Origin of the sequence: Microbulbifer epialgicus, from assembly GCF_041447265.1 — a bacterium.
Classification (GTDB): Bacteria; Pseudomonadota; Gammaproteobacteria; order Pseudomonadales; family Cellvibrionaceae; genus Microbulbifer; species Microbulbifer epialgicus.
The window spans coordinates 1-14,896 of record NZ_JBGMEK010000038.1 but is presented as its reverse complement, the minus strand read 5'-3'; the positions used below and the strand labels follow the sequence as shown (position 1 = coordinate 14,896).

Genomic DNA, 14,896 nt, shown 5'->3' with positions numbered 1-14,896 from the left:
AGGGTAGCTTTCAAATGAAAGTTATCTGCTCACTAGGTAGCTAATACTAGTGATCCAAGCTTTTCCAGTTCTTTTCGACATACTCCACGCATAATCCCCGTGCATGGGGGCCATAAACTGACTTCCATCCCTCAGGGATGCTTGCGAACGCCGGCCACAAGCTATGCTGGTTGAGCTCATTAGTTAATACAAAGAACTGATGGCTCTCATCATCAAAGGGGTTTTGATATTCTGATTGCATGATAACTCTAATCCTGATAGCTAAAATTTTTCAATAAGTATGATATGCCTTTGATCAACCCGTCTCGCCAACAAAGGGTGTCATGGCCACCAATAAAGTTTTGATATTCGACATCAAAATGCTTGCTTATAAGAATATCCTTAAGCTGAGCATTGACTGCGCTTAGCTTATTTTCCCTGGTGCCAACCTGCTGGAAAATCCTCAAGCCAGATGGGGAAAATTTATCCTGGATTACACATTTAGTAAGCCATCCCGTTGCATTACTCTGATTCCCTTTTCGTATCAATCCAATGTTGGGCCACCAAAATGAGCCCGACTGGCTGAGAATACAGCCAAATCTTGTAGGCCAATTCAGGCCTGCATACAATGCTGCCAAACCACCATAACTTTGCCCTGCAATAACTGTATGTGCTGGATTAGTAGTGTGGGGCATCTCTTTTTTAACCTGGGGGATAAGCTCTTGCTGAACAGCCAACCAGAATTTTTCGCTACAAGTCAGGTCCCGTTCCCGTTGATGTCCATTAATAGGGTCGATTAAAAGGTAAAGTGCCGGAGGTAGATTTCCAGAATGTGTCTGTTCTTCCAAAACAGAAAAAATAGGCATTTCTTTTGCCCACCTGTCACCATCCAGAAGAATTATAAGTGGGCGCTGCTCGGGGTTAGGCGCTTCGCCACTGGTATAGGTCCAGATTCGGCGACTCACTTTCAATGATGTACTTTGCCAGATGGACTCCTTTAATTTACCTGAAAAGCTGCCCTCAGATTCTTGTGACTTAAGTTTTAGATCGTATTTTTGCCACGAGCTTTGCATTGGAGCGTCTGGTAAGTGGACTGCTGAAAATTTTCTACCCCATTGCCCGATATTAGGAGCTTGCCGATTCAAAGGGTCTGGTATGGCTGCCTTAAGCAGGCTGCGCCACCAGTGACGCTGCATCAGATGTTTGTCTTCATTGGGACTGAGTTCCTTTTCCCTTTGAGTGCCTACCCATTCTCCCGTCGTGGGGATCAGTCGATAACTGCCTCTCCAGTTTTTTTCTACTTCCATCTGCCAGTGCCAAACGTCGGTACCGGGAAGTCTTTTCAGTGATGGAGGTGAAAAAGTGTGGTGATCAGTTACACAATTAATATCGATATAGACTCGCTTGATGGGCGAGTGAAATTCACTACCATTCGGATCTCTCCACAAAAATGTGAGATTAATACTTGTCTCATCTGAAGGGCATTCACTGAGTAATGGCAGTCCAAGTCTCTTCACCTCCGACCACCATGATGCACTGCCCACCTCACATAGCTTGGGCATGTGAAGAGGAATTATCTTTGAGTGCATGACAGGGGTCATGACGTTCCTTGTTTTTTACACCGGAACATGGCTGCGGACTTTGTACCGGGTCGTGTTCCAGATTCTATTTTTTCAAGAAGCAGTAATATCTTGCCGATAGGCTACCCCAAGGGGATATCAGATGTAAATAAAAATTATTATCATTTGCGTCTTGTGAGGGTTGATTCAAAAAATAGTAAAAAAGTTCTTATTCTTTAGATGTGTCTTATTAGAGTGAGGTCGCCTTGGTGGTAAGCGATGTGTAGTCAGTCGGTTACAAAAATATTTTTAATTATTGGTTGAAGCTTAAGAGGTTATAAAATTATTTTTTAATTTCACATGAAGTGCATGTGGCGCCCAAAATTAAATTGGAATTGGATCTGTCACCTATCTTTCTAAAAATATTGAGAAAGTCTCTCAAATTTTGATTGCACCAATTGACAAACTCTCTTTTTTTGAATTATAATGATAGTCATTCTCATTTGCATGCTCAATGGAGTGACAGTTATGCTCTTCCCGAACCCGGATTTCGAATCTGGCCGTTTATCTGTTCCCGATTCTGCTGATTTCCTATTCACATCCTCTTATAGAAGCTTAAGAGGTAAGGGGGTCTTTACCGAGATAAATCAACCAGTGGCGCCGGACTCAAGTGACAGAAGAAAATTATTTCTCGACTCGGTGCAGTTGGCTTTTTCCAAAGCAAAGGATAGAGGAATTCAAAATCCCGTTGTAGTCGGCGCTGTGCCTTTTGACCTGACTCAGCCATCAAGATTATTTATTCCTCTCGAGTGCGAATTTTTTTATCGTAGTGATATGGTCTCGTCCTTGGTTAGTCAAAGTGCTTGTGCCTCCCGTGTTGAAAGGATACAGAGTGTTCCTGATGAGTGGCGCTTCAAACAGTCTGTGGCCCAAGCTATCGCAAATTTTCAGCATAGTGAGTTACAAAAAGCCGTTCTTTCCCGCGTTCTCAATATAGAGCTCGCCGAGCAAGTTTCTGTTGATGAAATTTTATCCAGATTGATTATTCAAAACCCAGCAGGGTATCATTTTCGTATTCCCATTCAGGGAACGCAGGAATTAATTGGGTCCAGCCCGGAATTATTAATAAGAAAAATAGGCGTGGAGCTTGTCTCGAACCCTTTAGCTGGCTCAGCCAAACGTCAAAATAATGCAGACCTTGATAGAGCTGTCGGTGAGTCTCTGCTCACCTCATCCAAGGATAGCTATGAGCATCGTGTGGTTGTTGATGAGATTCGTCAGGTTCTCACACCCTACTGTGAAACCCTTAGTATTCCTTCAACACCTGACTTGATCAGTACGCCAGCAATGTGGCATCTATCTACTCTAATCAATGGTCAGTTGAAAAATCCGAAAATGTCAGCTTTGGAACTTGCCTGCCAGCTCCATCCAACACCCGCTGTGTGTGGATTTCCCACCAAGGACGCTCGTAATTTAATTCGCTTAGTGGAGTCTTTTGATCGGGGTTTATTCACAGGGATGGTCGGTTGGTGTGACGCTGAGGGCAACGGTGAATGGGTAGTAACCATACGCTGTGGAACCGTAAGTGGAAATCAAATTCAATTATTTGCAGGAGCGGGAATCGTTAAGGATTCCTGTCCTGAGTCAGAGTGGTTGGAGACTGGTGCAAAACTTGGAACCATGCTCAAAGCATTGGGAATAGAGCAGCAGGAAGCACTATAATGCCTATCGAATTCACGCCCTGGCCAGAATCGGAGGCCATCCGCTATAGGAATCTCGGCTATTGGGAAGACAAGCCTCTAACCGATATATTAAAAAGGTCTTGTGAGAAGTCTCCAAATGCAACGGCGATAATTTGCGGTGAAAGAAATTTCACCTACGCAGACATGGACAGATTGTCTGATAATCTAGCGCGATCGCTGCAGGCTAAGGGATTGAAACCCTATGATACTGCTCTGGTACAGTTGCCAAATATTGCTGAGTTTTATATTGTATTTTTTGCGCTGCTGAAAGCTGGTGTGGTGTCTGTTAACGCCTTATTCAGCCATCAGCGTTTGGAGTTGATTTCCTATGCTGAGCAGCTGCATCCATCTTTGATTATCGCCTCAGCTTCACACCCACTGTTTGCCAGCGATGACTTCCTTGAAGATTTAAACCGGAAAGTCCCCAATCTGGAATATGTTTTAATCTCTGGCGACTGCGATTATGCAGATTCACTGGCTGAGTACCTAGACTCGCAGGGGCACTCCGATGAATTGCAACCAACTCCACCGGGAGAAGTGGCTTTCTTTCAGCTATCGGGTGGTAGTACGGCTACCCCAAAATTGATTCCACGTACCCATAATGACTATCTGTATAGTGTGCGCCGGAGTGCAGAAATATGTGGATTAGGTCCGCACACCCGTTTTTTGTGTGCACTTCCTGCAGCACATAATTTTTCTTTGAGTTCACCAGGTGCACTTGGTGTGTTCGATAGCGCCGGGACCGTTATTACTGCTCCAGAACCCGAGCCAATGAATTGCTTTAACTTGGTTGCTCAGCATGAAGTCAATATGGTTGCATTGGTTCCGCCTGCGGTATCTCTTTGGCTAAAAGCGGCTCCAGATCATAGAGAAAAGCTTTCTACATTGTCATTAATGCAGGTTGGTGGTGCTAGCTTTGCGGAAAGCGTAGCTAGACGAGTACCCGGAGAGTTGGGCTGTCAGTTACAACAGGTTTTTGGTATGGCAGAGGGATTAGTTAATTTCACTCGCCTTGATGACGAGGACTCTTTGGTTTTTTGCACCCAGGGTTACCCCATGTGCCCTGATGACGAAGTAAGGGTTGTCGATGATACTGAAAACCCAGTTGCAGCTGGGGAAACCGGTCTGCTTCTAACGCGGGGCCCTTACACTACAAGAGGTTATTACAAAAGCCCTGAACACAACGAGTTGGCATTCGATAAGGATGGCTTCTATATTACTGGAGATTTAGTACAGTTGGGTAGTAACGGTTATCTTCGTGTAGTTGGAAGGCAGAAAGATCAAATTAATCGAGGTGGTGAAAAAATAGCGGCTGAAGAAATAGAAAGCTTACTATTAAACCATGAGGCGATCTCTCAGGCGGCTCTGGTTGCTATGCCAGATGATTTAATGGGTGAGAAGAGTTGTGCTTTCCTTGTGTCTTGTGATGAGAATTTACGTCCAGTGCTGCTGAGAAAATACCTGCGAAATCTAGGTGTGGCGCAATTCAAACTTCCAGATAAATTCAAGTTTGTAAAAAAGCTGCCGCTGACATCCGTAGGCAAAATAGATAAAAGAGCTCTCCGTAACGAGCTGTTAAAAAAATAGCCGTCACTAAGATTTGAAGGTTTTAGAGTTTATGACGATTCCATCTTTGGATAATTATACCCTCCCATTGGATAACTCCCTGCCGGTGAACAAGGTAGACTGGCAGATTGATCCATCCAGAAGTGCGCTGCTGATCCACGATATGCAGCAGTACTTTGTTCGCTTCTTTGGTGAGAATAGCAGTTTGGTCAATGGTATTGAAAAAAATATCGTTGCGTTGAGGAATTGGGCTAAGCAAAATAAAGTACCGGTTATTTATACTGCACAGCCCACTGAACAAAGTGCTGAGGATAGGGCGCTGTTAAATGATATGTGGGGGCCGGGGCTTACCAAGGCGCACCCAACCCTACAAAATGTAGTCCCTGCATTAACACCAGATAGTGACGATATCGTATTGGTTAAATGGCGTTATAGTGCATTTTACCGCTCTGAGTTGCAGGAAATTCTGAAAAACAGCAATCGCGACCAGCTGGTAATTTGCGGGATATATGCCCATATCGGTTGTTTAACCACAGCGCTGGATGCATTTATGCGAGATATACAGCCCTTCATGGTCGCAGATGCCGTAGCTGACTTTTCTAGGGAAGAGCACCATATGGCGCTTAAGTATGTGGCTACTCGCTGTGGCAGTGTAACGGTTACCAACAACGTCATTTCGATAGGCTCTAAGTCCGAGGAAATTTTTACCAAAGCACTTTTACACGGGCAGTTGCTGGAATTGATCGATGAAGATCCACAGTTCTTTGATGCCGATGAGAACCTTATTGATTATGGATTAGACTCTGCTCAACTGATGGGGTTAATCTCGAAGTGGCAGAAACTCGGTGTTCACATGACCTTTGAAGACCTGGCTGTTTCACCATCACTTAACGGTTGGTGGCAGTTAATCCTGCAAAAATATCCGCATTTAAAGGGGTGAACCATTCAGTGAGTTTTTCACAAAAGCGTGTTTGGGTTACGGGTGCCGGTCGTGGAATAGGGGCGTCTACTGCGGAGCTATTTCATCAATATGGTGCTACCGTTATTGGTTTGGATATTAATTTCCCAAATAGTGATTATAGTTATCAGACCGTTTCTTTGGATATTACAAACTCAGACCAGGTCATCCAAGTCTGCGACGGTTTAATTAGTGATAATCTTGGGCCAGATGTGCTGGTTAATGCTGCGGGTATACTCCGCCTTGGAGGTATCTCCGACCTAACTTTTGCAGATTGGCATGAATGTTTGTCTGTGAATGTGACTGGTCCATTTAACCTGCTGAAACAATTGACCCCCCATTTTAAGAGCCTGAGTCGAGGTGCTATCGTGAATATCGCCTCAAATGCGGCCCATGTTCCAAGACTAGGAATGACAGCATACTGTGCTTCAAAATCTGCGCTGGTTGGACTTAGTCATTGCGTTGCCTTAGAGTTGGCCGAATACGGCGTTCGTTGTAATTTGGTCTCGCCGGGGTCTACTGATACCAATATGCTACGTGAACTTTGGGGTGATAAAGGTTGTCAGCAGGCTACTGTTGCTGGAAGCCCCGACGAGTACAAGCTGGGCATCCCACTTAAGAAAATTGCGTCAACAAATGATGTGGCCAATGCTGTTCTGTTTTTAGCTTCTGATATGGCTGCACATATCACTATGCAGGATATTGTTGTTGATGGTGGTGCAACACTAGGAAGTTAACTAATAATTAGGTAACTGCCAGACTAGGGCTAAAGTACTACACCTTACTTCACGGTCGGAAGGGGAGCGGAATCGGCGACAAGGTGTTCTTGACGTGGTTCTTTTGCCAGAGTGCCTCTGGAATATCGGTTTCCAAAGCCTCCATTTCTTCTTTGATTCTGCTGGGTTTGCTGGCGTCAGGTATAACTGCGGCGACCGCTGGATAGGTTAGGTCAAATTGCAGCCCTATGGCCTTGTTACTCACTCCGTACTTCTCGCCAATCGCTTTGATCTTGGCGACTTTTTACAATACAGATTCTGGTGCAATTGCAAGTACGAACTACGAAGTGGAAATGAGTGGGTTTTTTGGAAGTGTTTGAGAAAAGCCCCTCTGTGGTAGGGGCTCAAACTAATTAAGATCGGATTTAGAAGTTGGATTTAGAAATTGTAAGTGACTGACATACCAACATTATGGGGGTCAACAATCGCAGCGTAGCCTTCTGGGTTTCTTATGCTGACTGGCTCAAGTGTTAGATAGGCCTCTTCATCAAGCGCGTTATTTACAAACGCTGAAACAGTCCAATTTTCTACTTCGTAGTTGATATTGAGGCGAACCAGAGTGTAGTCGCCAGCAACTCTCTCTTCAGTGTTGGTGAAATCTCCATAGTATTCACCCACATAGTTAGCAGAGAAGCCGACATTCAGTGCATCACTAAACCAGTATTTTGTGCCCAGGCTCGCATTGACATTGGGAGCAGAATTGAGTTCATTACCGTCGGCGTCTTCATAATCAGCGCCGGCATGAGTGATTTCAGTTTTCAATAGACCCAGACCAGCACGTAACTCTAACTGAGGGGTCAGCATGGCAATAGCTTCCAGTTCTGTACCGTAGCTCTCTACTTCGTCCATGTTAACAATTCTACGTGACGAGCTTAGAGCCTGGTACCCGGAATAATCATTGAAAAATATGTTACCACTGAGGCTGATGGTGCCATTTGCAAGGGAACTACGTACTGCGAGCTCGTAAGTATTAACTGTTTCTTCATCGTAGTAATAGTAATCTCGAGCACTAAAGTTTAGTGCGCCTCCGGCGGCGTTGTAGCCTTTGCGGGCACTGGCAGAGACTGCTGTGTCTTCGGTTAAGTCATACTGCAGGACAAGTTTAGGAAGGGTGATGGTCTCGTCAGTTTCCAAACCTGCGATAAGCGTATCATTAGAGAGATTAAAGTTGCGGTTCTGCTCCTCGTTCTCTACTCGCAAACCGCCGATCAAGTTCAGACGTTCAGTTAGCGCGTAGGTAACTTCACCGTAAATAGAAGTTGATGTACTTTCGTCATCACCAAAATAAATGGTGCTGCCATTGCTGTTAAAGTCCTGTTCCCTTTCAAAATGAGCAAAGCCAATAAAGCCGTGAAGTGTTTCACTGGTTTGGCCGAAGCTTAGCTTTGCATCGAGCGTGGTGTTTTGCTCATCCATTCGGACATATTGCTGACTACTCCTACTTTCCTCATAGGTGTCGAAGCCCCACTTGTAATTCATGTAGGCAGCCAGAACTTCGATAGAGAGATTATCGTTAATTTGGTAATCCACTTTAACACTGGTGGTTGTGGATTCTGTATCCATGTCACGATAGAAATTGGGTTCGTAGTCTTCAACTCCAGTCAAGGTATAGTACATACGTCCAGTGTTCCCTTCTTCGCTGTTAGTGGAAACGCTAAAAAGCGTCTTCAGCCTTTCAGTAGGGGTCCACAGCAGCTTGCCTTTAAGACGCTGGGTTTCTAGCTCATTCAGATCGAAGTCTGCGGGGTTGTCTGCATACTCTTCGGCATTGGTGATGGTGTCACCGGTAAGTTGCTGAGCAGTAATACGAAAAGCAAGAGTATCTTCGACAAGCGGTCCGGACAGCATGCCAGCCGTGTCAATGTAACCGTCCTGATTGCGGTAACCGGCGCGTGCAGCACCTTCCCAGTCAAAGCTGGGATCCTTGGTTTTGATATAGATAGAGCCGGCAATACTGTTGCGGCCATTACTGGTGGATTGAGGGCCGCGGAAAACTTCAATTTGCTCCAGGTCCCAAATGCCGGTATCTCCGGTGAGATCAGCCACAAAAGGTTCCGCCACGCCGTCAATCAAAGTGGATACGCGGGTCTTGGCCCCACCCGAGAACGAGTTAAAGCCAGTTGCAGAACCGTTACCGGATACGCCGCGTATGTCGGGTACAGCACCTGATAGCACCACTACGTTCGCTATGTTGGATACTGCATCAGTGACACTTAAGTGCTGCATCGTGTTAAGAGTTTCTTCTGTGATGACGGATACCGAAGAAGTGGTGTCCTTCAGCGATCGCTCTGCTTTTTCACCAATAACAATCACTGTTTCCATTGTTTGGGGGGCGTTGTTACTTTCTCCTTGTGCAAATGCGGCAGCACTTAGAGTGGTAAGAGCAGCGAGTGAAGCGGCGCTGCAGAGCGGACGGCGTATATACATGATGTAATCCCTAGCGACATTAGATTTGTCAGAGCGACCCAGGAAAGGTGCGCGATGAATATAATGCTAATCATTCTTATTTGCAAAGGTGGAATTATCACAATAAACTTCCAGCATAGATTGAGCTATGTGAGGCTGGGATCGCTTGCTTGGCTCCACAGCCAGTTGATCAATTGCTCGCTGTGATTCCGTTCTCATTATCTAATTGAAATGTTTGTGAAATGTATTCCACTCTGATTACTGGGCTAGCCTTGCTTGCCGCTTTTGTAGCATCGTCAGTATTTTATCTGGGCTGCCCTAATCAACAATGGCGTCAGCAAAGGCCCCTGACTTTTTACACTGCTCTACTGGTAAGTTTGATTTTGGTAGTAACTTCCTGGTTCCTATTCCGTCTTACCTTGTCTACGCTTTCTGCCTCTTTTTCTGTTATCTGCTTTCTAATGTTGGCTCTGGGTATTTTGCCGTTTACTAGTGTGTTGGATAAGCCAGGGAAGGTGATTGCGAGAAAGAAGAAGCGGATAGAAAAAGGGTTGGAAGACTATACCCCTCACTGGTGGGTAAAAAGTTTATGTGCTTTGTTGCTCGGCTTCCCACTGGCCTTGGCTTTGGCTGGATTGGTTGCTTGGTGGGGTCCCGGGAATGTCTTGGTCAATGATAAAACGCAGTTGGTTATGTGGCTTATAACGCCTGTATGGCTAACTTGTCTAAGTCTAGTTTACCTGTTTACTAGTGTGAAACGAATGTTAGCGATCTACCTTGGACTTAATCTGTTGATGTATAGCTTGTTGCTGATAGCAAGAACTGGGGGATAGAAATATGCGCGTGGAATTGATCAAGACTTATAAAAGCGTGCATACCTGGACCGGCATTATTGCTGGTTTATTTCTTTATATTGCTTTTGTAGCTGGCGCTTTGACAATGTTCAAAGGACCTCTGAATGAGTGGGCGCTTCAGAGTGAAACTACGTTGCCCGGTGTGCCAATAGAGGATTACAACGCTCTTATCCAGCGGGTACTACAGGAGCACCCGGAAGCGGCGAAGCGAATGTTGGTCGAATTCCCTGCTGCAGGCCCTCAGGCTGCACCACTGAGCTGGGAAATCGAAAATCATGAGACCCATGAATCTACTTATTGGTATGCCAGCTTCGATGAAAACGGTGAGCTGATTACAGAAAGTTTTTCACTATCTACGATCGGTGAGTTTGTTGATCACCTGCACCGGACAGCTGGAATCCCAGGCGGTGATGGGCATGACGCTATTGGTACTTATGTGCTAGGTGTAGTGTCTGCACTCTATTTTGTGGCGCTGATATCGGGTCTGATTATCTTTTTGCCAACGTGGTTCAAGGATTTTTTAGTTCTACGCAAAGGAAAAAATCGGAAACGTTACTGGCTCGATTTCCACAATGTTCTCGGTATTTCATCTCTGCCGTTTCATTTGATTATTGCTTTTACAGCGTTTGTTTTTGCCTTCCACGACCCCCTGTACGATGCGCTGAGAACGGTAGTCTATGGGGACTCACCTATGTTCACACGTCCTCCGCCCCAAGAGCTCCGGGGATTTTCTGAGCTGGTTCCTGTGGATGAGTTGGAGAATTTGGTACGGGTGCAGGAGTCGGAGTTCAGAATGGCAGAAGTGCTATATATGAATCTGGATACGGTCTCCCCGAGTATGCGAATCGGCGGCTATGTAGATGGTCACTTAGTGAGAGGAGCAGAGTATGCTTACGCAATGGGAAATCCGTATATTAACGAGATTCCTTACAGCAGTATCCTGCCAAGTCAGTTGAATGGATACAGTGGTACTGTGATTAGTATATTCTCGTTGCATTTTGGGAGTTTTGGCGGGGAGCTTGTCCGATGGATGTACTTCGTCTTTGGGATTATGGGGGCGCTGATATTTTTTAGCGGAAATTTGCTTTGGGTTGAAACCCGACGAAAAAAGCAAAGAGCGCAAGGAATGTTGCCCCAGCAGACCAAGTCTTCCATCAATATGGCCAAGCTAACGATAGGAGTAGGATTAGGTACGATTTTAGGCATTGCTGCAAGTATGTTGGCGGTGAAGTGGTTGCCACATGCGCAAATAGATATCGTCTTTTGGCAGAAGGCTACCTATTACACGGGCTTCCTCTTCGGGGTGGGGTGGGCATTTGTGCGCCGCCCTGCCGATGCGGCAAAACAGTTGCTCTTGCTCTCCAGCTTGGCGGTAATCCTGATTCCGTTGAGTTCATTAATGAGAGGGAATTTGTGGGATGCCTCTATTGCTGTGTGGGCAGTTGATCTCAGTGCGTTACTGATTGGCCTAATCCTTGCCTTGATTCTTGTGCGTCTTAGGAAACGGCATGCTCAGATAGAGCAAGACAGTGTTTGGGCTGAAGCGCAACAAAGTTTGGAGGCCGATCAGAAATTCCATGACTCCTTCCCCTCCAGCCGCCCTCAGACTTCTGGTTAATTTCAAAAAGGGACTCGATAAAGAGTCCCTTTTTTATACATTTTTATATTTCAATAGTCATTTTTGGTGATTTCTAGAGGGAATGTATTTAATAAAGCAGCTAGTAGCAGCTACAGCATATCAGGCGTATGCACAGCTAATTGGGGCCAAAACTTTTCGTACCATTCAATCAAAGAAGAAACAGAAATACTTTGGAGCACTGGGAAAACCTTCCCGATGAGAAGCGTGAGTCTATTGAGAGACCACAAAGAACTCTGGAAAACCTAGCAAGGCCGGCTAAGGACTCCCGAGCCTCATTATAGGGCAGGGCGGTAGTATTACCGCTCCTCCTTTACCCGCTTACTCCGTCCACTTTCATGTCGTTCCCGCATGTCGGAATCAATGTAGCGATCGGTCGTAGCCATACTTGCATGTCCCGCATCATCGCGCACATGCTCGCGGGGGCGGTACTTCACATCTTCAGAAATACCCGTATGGCGGAGCCAGTGCACAGTGGCAGCCTTGAGATCTTCAGCATCTTCCCCTAAGCCTTCTTCAACCATCCGTTGGTGGGCAGCATCAAAGCAGTTTTGAACAATCAGGCGCACCTGTCGGGTACTGGTAACTGGTCCCTTGCCACGGGACTTGTGCACCAGAGGTGTCTGCTCATTGATGCTGGGCAGAGCAGGGAGCTGCAAATAATTTCTGTAGCGCTTCAAGGCCTTCAGCATTTGGTCGCAAACAGTGATTGCCCGGCCCTTGTTTCCTTTACCCGTAACGTGAAACCACCAGTTTCCGTCGCGATCTTTCTTGAAATCACCCATAACTGGTGCCGATCTTTCACCCGCAACCAACTCAGAGATTCGCAAATACATAGCGAATAGGGCGTTCATAATGAATAAAGTTCGCTCGTGATCAGTAGGTGATGTCTCGGCCATGATCTCAGCAGTTTCCAGAACATAGTCCCACTGCAAGTTGCTGATTCGACGTACAACCTGGCTTTGTTGCTCACGTCGAACATACTTACTTTTCTGGCGAATCAGTGCCACAGGATTGGCTGGAACCAAGCCTTCTTGATAGAGAAAATCGAAGAAGGACGACAATGCAGTAAAGATGCATTTGATCGCTGCCTGGGATGGCCGGAACTCCTTGGGAGAAGCCGTCTTGCCAGCACGAAACTCAACTTTGGACACACTGACTACGAATGGCCGCCAATCGGCAATCACAACGCGCTCGCCATTTTGTGTTTTTAATCTGGCAACATTCTTAGTTCCTATCCAAGCAATTGACGGCTCAATGCAAAACTGCACAAACTCCTCAATGTGTTCGCGCTTCAGAGTCATTATTGAAGCTTCTTCAATGCGCCAAGCCCATTGCAGCAAGCGCTCAAGTTCACGGCGGTAGCTGTTAAACGTTGCCTGGCTGCCGTTATAGCTGTAAAGAAACTTAAGCGTGAACTCCAGATCGGTATCAGCACCAGGAATCTGCTTACTGAGATAACGGCTAGCTGAAAAGCTGATGCAGCGGAATGGATTCTCAAGATTGCTCAGGTTATCAGTGATTGGTGCTGGTGGCTGGTTGGAAGCAGACATAGATATATGGAGTTGTTGTTGGAATGCGGCTGAACTGCCATATAAAGTACTTAATCAGAATTCATAAAAATCCGTTATTAATCAATTGGTTATCATAATTTTTGCCAGCTAAAGTACTTAATTTAACGGCCAGTATTAGGCCTTCAATTCCGACTTATCTTTCCTAGATCACTAATATATTGAATAACCTAGACTTTAAAAGAAGGGACGCGCGCAACTTAAAATTAGATAGAGGGCCAAATCAGCAAAACGATAGCCAATTCCAACCCAGCTCAATATTAGAGACCGATAGTTCTAACGCTTTAAAAGTCAAGCACCGAGAACTAGGTGTTAGGCAGTTAAGAAAAAAATAAGTCACCTACAATCAAGAATAAGCTATTTAGAAGAGTAGTCGGACTGAAATTTATGGAAGAAGTAGATGCCCTTACTCCTGTCATCACAGTCCTTCTTCTTGGCATATTATCAATCGTAATATCCAGGTCTATTCGATTTAGTCCAATTGTTGGTTATCTAATAGCAGGTATTATCGCTGGTCCGCACGCTTTAGGTCTTATTCCAGAAAGTGATACTACGCATTTACTAGCTGAGCTCGGTATCGTTTTCCTTTTATTTGACATTGGCATACACTTTTCCCTTTCAAATATTTGGGATGTTCGCAAGGATATTTTTATTCTGGGGCCTCTACAAATTTTATTGTGCGGAAGCGCCTTTGCTGTAATTGCAATATCTTTTCAAACACCGCCTATCTATTCAATATTACTTGGTGGTGCACTTGCATTATCATCAACTGCTGTTGTAGCACAAAGCCTAGCCGAGCGAAGACAAAGGAACTGCCCGGTTGGAAGGACGGCTACGGCAGTACTTATATTTCAAGATATATGTGCAATTTTTCTTCTGGTTTTTGCCAGCACAATCCAGAATCAAGGTCAATCTTCAACAGACATTGGCTTACTATCAGAGATTTCATCTGCCTTTCTCAAAGGTTTAATAGGATTTTTAACTGCAATCATTCTTGGTAGATACTTTATTAAACCTCTATTTAACATAGTATCTAAGACAAAGAATGAGGAAATCTTTACTGCAATAGCATTATTAATTGTAATCGCTACTGCAGCAAGTACTGGAGCTATAGGGCTTTCACTTACATTGGGCGCATTTCTTGGTGGGATGATGATCAGTGAGTCACCCCATCGGCATGTTATTCAGACCGAGGCAAAACCTTTCCGTAATTTACTCCTTGCCTTTTTCTTTATATCTGTTGGCATGTCATTAGATTGGAGAATCTTAATTGAATATTGGCTCCATATAATAATATTTATAATTTTTCTTCTTCTAATTAAAGCTATTTTGATATCAATCTCTGCTCAAGCTCTTGGTTGGTCGTTGCCGGGATCAATACAGCTTGGCTCTCTTTTAGCACAGGGAAGCGAATTCGTTTTTGTTATTCTGGCTGTACCGCAAATGCGCGTGGCTTTAGGGGAGCAAACTTCAGGGGTTGTTATTACAGGAGTTGCTGCGAGCTTAGCTTTAACTCCAGCACTTGCCAAAATTGGAAATAAGTTTGCAAGATTTCTTTGGAGTAGATCTTCTGCTAGCGCACCAAAATCAGAAATCACACCAGTGGCTGACACACCTCCAGTAGTCATCTTCGGGATGGATGAAGTCGGCCGTATGGTCGCAGACGCACTTGAGGCTAACAATATAGCTTATGATGCTATTGAAATGGATTATGATCGCTTTGTAACAGTAGGGCATCTCTATAAATTCGGAGATAAATTTACGAATTATTGGAGTGCTATTTTATGGTTGAGTTTTAGTTGTAAAACTGAGCTTATTCGATAAATATTGATAGTTAGTGTGTTTTATA

Annotated in this window: 12 protein-coding genes; 7 read left to right on the top strand and 5 right to left on the bottom strand. The window is 45.0% G+C overall.

Annotated elements, in window-relative coordinates; all coding sequences use genetic code 11:
• Positions 1–46: 46 nt before the first annotated feature.
• The gene (locus tag ACCI49_RS15555) at positions 47–241 is read right to left on the bottom strand and encodes an MbtH family protein (protein WP_371839995.1); all 195 of its coding nucleotides are present in this window, start codon (positions 239–241) and stop codon (positions 47–49) included.
• Between the two features lie 7 nt (positions 242–248).
• Complete coding sequence (gene fes / locus ACCI49_RS15550) at positions 249–1,541, bottom strand: enterochelin esterase (RefSeq protein WP_371839994.1); 1,293 nt, start codon at positions 1,539–1,541, stop codon at positions 249–251.
• 525 nt (positions 1,542–2,066) lie between these two features.
• On the opposite strand from fes, the gene ACCI49_RS15545 reads away from it, so the two are divergent.
• Genes ACCI49_RS15545 through dhbA form a run of 4 tightly spaced genes read left to right on the top strand, consistent with a single transcriptional unit; the run spans position 2,067 to position 6,541 of the window.
• Positions 2,067–3,260, top strand: coding sequence for an isochorismate synthase (locus ACCI49_RS15545; RefSeq protein WP_371839993.1), 1,194 nt, complete (start codon positions 2,067–2,069; stop codon positions 3,258–3,260).
• A complete protein-coding gene (locus ACCI49_RS15540; RefSeq protein WP_371839992.1) occupies positions 3,260–4,867 on the top strand; it encodes a (2,3-dihydroxybenzoyl)adenylate synthase in 1,608 nt (535 codons plus the stop codon). The genes ACCI49_RS15545 and ACCI49_RS15540 overlap by 1 nt, the downstream gene beginning before the upstream one ends.
• Before the next feature lie 31 nt (positions 4,868–4,898).
• The gene (locus tag ACCI49_RS15535; protein WP_371839991.1) at positions 4,899–5,786 is read left to right on the top strand and encodes an isochorismatase family protein; all 888 of its coding nucleotides are present in this window, start codon (positions 4,899–4,901) and stop codon (positions 5,784–5,786) included.
• Positions 5,787–5,794: 8 nt separating this feature from the next.
• Positions 5,795–6,541, top strand: coding sequence for a 2,3-dihydro-2,3-dihydroxybenzoate dehydrogenase (gene dhbA / locus ACCI49_RS15530; RefSeq protein ID WP_371839990.1), 747 nt, complete (start codon positions 5,795–5,797; stop codon positions 6,539–6,541).
• Between the two features lie 49 nt (positions 6,542–6,590).
• Here dhbA and ACCI49_RS15525 read toward each other — a convergent pair whose 3' ends face one another.
• Together ACCI49_RS15525 and ACCI49_RS15520 are read right to left on the bottom strand one after the other, a co-directional pair.
• Positions 6,591–6,785, bottom strand: a complete 195-nt coding sequence (locus tag ACCI49_RS15525; RefSeq protein ID WP_371839989.1) for a hypothetical protein — start codon at positions 6,783–6,785, stop codon at positions 6,591–6,593.
• Positions 6,786–6,958: 173 nt separating this feature from the next.
• On the bottom strand, positions 6,959–9,007 hold the full coding sequence (locus ACCI49_RS15520; protein WP_371839988.1) for a TonB-dependent receptor: 2,049 nt from the start codon (positions 9,005–9,007) through the stop codon (positions 6,959–6,961).
• 221 nt (positions 9,008–9,228) lie between these two features.
• On the opposite strand from ACCI49_RS15520, the gene ACCI49_RS15515 reads away from it, so the two are divergent.
• Positions 9,229–9,819, top strand: coding sequence for a hypothetical protein (locus ACCI49_RS15515; RefSeq protein ID WP_371839987.1), 591 nt, complete (start codon positions 9,229–9,231; stop codon positions 9,817–9,819).
• Between the two features lie 4 nt (positions 9,820–9,823).
• Positions 9,824–11,458, top strand: a complete 1,635-nt coding sequence (locus ACCI49_RS15510) for a PepSY-associated TM helix domain-containing protein (protein WP_371839986.1) — start codon at positions 9,824–9,826, stop codon at positions 11,456–11,458.
• A 317-nt stretch (positions 11,459–11,775) separates the two neighbouring features.
• Here the strand turns inward: ACCI49_RS15510 and ACCI49_RS15505 are convergent, their stop codons facing one another.
• Positions 11,776–13,029, bottom strand: a complete 1,254-nt coding sequence (locus ACCI49_RS15505; protein WP_371839985.1) for a tyrosine-type recombinase/integrase — start codon at positions 13,027–13,029, stop codon at positions 11,776–11,778.
• 405 nt (positions 13,030–13,434) lie between these two features.
• Here ACCI49_RS15505 and ACCI49_RS15500 point away from each other — a divergent pair, with 405 nt between their 5' ends.
• Positions 13,435–14,871: a cation:proton antiporter gene (locus ACCI49_RS15500; protein ID WP_371839984.1), complete on the top strand. Its 1,437-nt coding sequence runs from the start codon at positions 13,435–13,437 to the stop codon at positions 14,869–14,871.
• Positions 14,872–14,896: the final 25 nt, after the last annotated feature.

Coding starts and splice junctions, on each gene's coding strand:
- ACCI49_RS15555 (WP_371839995.1), bottom strand. CDS start 241: ATGCAATCAGAATATCAAAACCCCTTTGATGATGAGAGCCATCAGTTC.
- fes (WP_371839994.1), bottom strand. CDS start 1,541: ATGCCCAAGCTATGTGAGGTGGGCAGTGCATCATGGTGGTCGGAGGTG.
- ACCI49_RS15545 (WP_371839993.1), top strand. CDS start 2,067: ATGCTCTTCCCGAACCCGGATTTCGAATCTGGCCGTTTATCTGTTCCC.
- ACCI49_RS15540 (WP_371839992.1), top strand. CDS start 3,260: ATGCCTATCGAATTCACGCCCTGGCCAGAATCGGAGGCCATCCGCTAT.
- ACCI49_RS15535 (WP_371839991.1), top strand. CDS start 4,899: ATGACGATTCCATCTTTGGATAATTATACCCTCCCATTGGATAACTCC.
- ACCI49_RS15520 (WP_371839988.1), bottom strand. CDS start 9,007: ATGTATATACGCCGTCCGCTCTGCAGCGCCGCTTCACTCGCTGCTCTT.
- ACCI49_RS15515 (WP_371839987.1), top strand. CDS start 9,229: ATGTATTCCACTCTGATTACTGGGCTAGCCTTGCTTGCCGCTTTTGTA.
- ACCI49_RS15510 (WP_371839986.1), top strand. CDS start 9,824: ATGCGCGTGGAATTGATCAAGACTTATAAAAGCGTGCATACCTGGACC.
- ACCI49_RS15505 (WP_371839985.1), bottom strand. CDS start 13,029: ATGTCTGCTTCCAACCAGCCACCAGCACCAATCACTGATAACCTGAGC.
- ACCI49_RS15500 (WP_371839984.1), top strand. CDS start 13,435: ATGGAAGAAGTAGATGCCCTTACTCCTGTCATCACAGTCCTTCTTCTT.